Below are 2597 nucleotides of genomic sequence, written 5' to 3' on the forward strand. Positions count from 1 at the left end.
CCCCCAAACCCCAGTGGCGATGTGGCCGATCGGGAGGGGCCTGTTCATTTCGGGGCGGATGTGGGCTATGCAGATCGACCGGGCGAATCGGATGCCTGGCAGAAGGACGGGAAGGGTTGCATGAAGCTCAAGGCGGATCGCGCCACGCTGCTCAAGGCGTTGGCTCATGTTCAGAATGTGGTTGAGAAGCGCAACACCATTCCTATTTTGGCCAATGTATTGCTTTCGGTGCGGGAGGGCCGGCTGACGGTTGCGGCGACGGATCTTGAGATTGCCCTGATCGAGGATGTTCCGGTCGATGCGGCGCAGGATGGCGCGGTCACGGCGCCGGCGGCGACGTTGTATGAAATCGTCCGTCGCCAACCCGAACATGCCTCGATCGAGCTTGACCATCCGGGCGGCGATGCGCCGCTGGCGTTGCGGGCGGGCCGTTATGCGACGAAGCTGGTGGTATTGCCGACCGATGAGTTCCCCAAGCTCGATGCCGGCAAGCTCAGCCACAAATTCTCGATTCCGGCGCAGGCGTTGCGTGGCCTGATCGACCGCACCCGTTTCGCGATCTCGACCGAGGAGACAAGGTATTATCTCAACGGCATCTATCTCCATGCCGCGGTGTCGGACGGGGTGGATGTCCTGCGCGCCGTCGCGACCGACGGGCATCGCCTCGCACGGGTCGAGGAGCCGTTGCCCGAGGGGGCGGCCGGCATGCCGGGCGTGATCATCCCGCGCAAGACCGTCAATGAAATCCGCAAACTGCTCGAGGACGTCTCCGGCGAGGTCGCCATCGCCCTGTCGGAAACCCGCATCCAGTTCACGCTCGACACCATGCGCATGACCAGCAAGCTGATCGACGGCACCTATCCCGACTACAGCAAGGTCATCCCGATCGGCAACGATAAAATCCTGCGCGTCGACACCAGCGAGTTTTCCAACGCCGTCGCCCGCGTCTCCGCCATCACCGCCGAGCGCCACAAGCCGATCAAACTCTCCGTCGCGCGCGATCTGCTGGTTCTCTCCGCCACCAGCCCCGACCAGGGCACCGCCTCGGAGGAGCTTGACGGCGATCAGGTCGATTACAGCTCGACCCCGCTCGAAATCGGCTTCCAGGCCCGTTATCTGAACGACGTGACCGAACAGATCAAAGGCCATGTCGAGTTCTGCTTCGCCGACGGTGCCGCCCCCACCCTCGTCCGCGCCGCCGGCGACCAGAGCGCCATCTTCGTGCTGATGCCGATGCGGGTCTGACCCCTCACCCACGGCAAAGGGACAACCCGTCATTGCGCGCCGACGGCGAAGCCGTCCCTCTCGCCCTGGGCAAGGATGGTAAGGTTAGCCCGGCACGGTTAAGCAAGCGCTTCTTTTTTGAAAAAAAGAAGCAAAAAACTTTTTCCAATCTGGGTCCCCGGTGGTTTTACCGTCGCAGTCCCGGAAGAATGAAAGTTTTTTTGCTGCTTTTTTTACAAAAAAAGCAGTCTTCCCTTCTTCTCCCATGACCACGATCACCAGCCTCCGCCTGACCGATTTCCGCTCCTATGCCGCGCTCGACCTCCGGCTCGCCGCGCGCATCACGGCCCTTGAAGGTCCCAACGGCTCCGGCAAGACCAATCTGCTCGAGGCGATCTCCCTGCTCGCCCCCGGTCGCGGCCTGCGCGGCGCGAAATTCGCCGAGCTGTCCCGTCGCGCGCCCGATGCCGGCGGCGGCTGGGCGGTTGCCGCCCGCCTGACCACCGCGGGACGCGAATTCACCCTCGGCACCGGCATCGACACCCCGGGCGCCGATCGCCGCCGCATCATGCTCGATGGCGATCCCGTCACCGCGAGCGTCGCCGCCGCGCATTATGCCTGCGTCTGGCTGACCCCGCAGATGGACCGTCTATTCACCGAAGGCGCGTCCGCCCGCCGCCGCTTCCTCGACCGGCTGACCCTCGCCCTGGCCCCCGGCCACGCCCGCGAGGTCGCCGCCTACGAGGCCGCCGCGGCCAATCGCAACCGCCAGCTCGAACAAAACACCGCCGATCCGGCCTGGCTCACCATCATCGAAGACTCGATGGCCCGCCACGCCGCCGCCCTCACCGCCGCGCGCCTCGACCTGATCGCGCGCCTCAACCAAACCCTCGCCCGCGGCGATCTCGCACCGTTCCCGGCCGCGCAAATGGCGCTCGACTGCAAAATCGCCGCCCGCCTCGCCACCCAACCCGCCCTCGCCGTCGAAGACGGACTGCGTCATCACTATGCCACCACCCGCGCCGACCCCGCCGCCGTCATCTCGCCGCAACGCGCCGATCTCACCCTCACCGACGCCTCCGGCCTCACCGCATCCCTCGCCTCCACCGGCCAGCAACGCGCCATGCTGGTCGCCACCATCCTCGCCCACGCCGAACTGGTCACCACCCTGCGCGGCACCGCCCCCACCCTCCTGCTCGACGAACCCTTCGTCCATCTCGACGCCCCCCACCGCACCGCCCTCGGCGCCGCCCTGTCCCGCCTCGAAACCCAGATCATCTGCACCGCAACCGACCACGACCAACTCACCACCCTCGGCCCCGACGCCGAAATCCGGCAAGTGGCCGAGGGGCGTATTGGGTGAGGCAGGCAAG

General features: G+C 65.9%; 3 protein-coding genes. 2 read left to right on the forward strand and 1 reads right to left on the reverse strand.

Annotation, left to right across the window (positions count from 1 at the left end; genetic code table 11):
- Positions 1-120: 120 nt before the first annotated feature.
- Positions 121-1245, forward strand: a complete 1125-nt coding sequence (dnaN, locus tag ACP5E6_RS18165) for a DNA polymerase III subunit beta (RefSeq protein WP_427956694.1) — start codon at positions 121-123, stop codon at positions 1243-1245.
- A gap of 84 nt (positions 1246-1329) precedes the next feature.
- Here dnaN and ACP5E6_RS18170 read toward each other — a convergent pair whose 3' ends face one another.
- Positions 1330-1491 carry a hypothetical protein gene (locus ACP5E6_RS18170; RefSeq protein ID WP_427956688.1) on the reverse strand — a complete coding sequence of 54 codons (162 nt, stop codon included), beginning with the start codon at positions 1489-1491 and terminating at the stop codon, positions 1330-1332.
- Between ACP5E6_RS18170 and recF the strand changes: the two genes are divergently transcribed.
- Positions 1490-2587, forward strand: a complete 1098-nt coding sequence (gene recF / locus ACP5E6_RS18175) for a DNA replication/repair protein RecF (RefSeq protein ID WP_427956691.1) — start codon at positions 1490-1492, stop codon at positions 2585-2587. The genes ACP5E6_RS18170 and recF overlap by 2 nt on opposite strands.
- Positions 2588-2597: the final 10 nt, after the last annotated feature.

Origin of the sequence: Acidiphilium sp., assembly GCF_049977125.1 — a bacterium.
Lineage (GTDB): Bacteria > Pseudomonadota > Alphaproteobacteria > Acetobacterales > Acetobacteraceae > Acidiphilium.

Excerpts from the sequence above, each read along its gene's own strand:
- dnaN (WP_427956694.1), top strand. The coding sequence starts at position 121 with ATGAAGCTCAAGGCGGATCGCGCCACGCTGCTCAAGGCGTTGGCTCAT.
- ACP5E6_RS18170 (WP_427956688.1), bottom strand. The coding sequence starts at position 1,491 with ATGGGAGAAGAAGGGAAGACTGCTTTTTTTGTAAAAAAAGCAGCAAAA.
- recF (WP_427956691.1), top strand. The coding sequence starts at position 1,490 with ATGACCACGATCACCAGCCTCCGCCTGACCGATTTCCGCTCCTATGCC.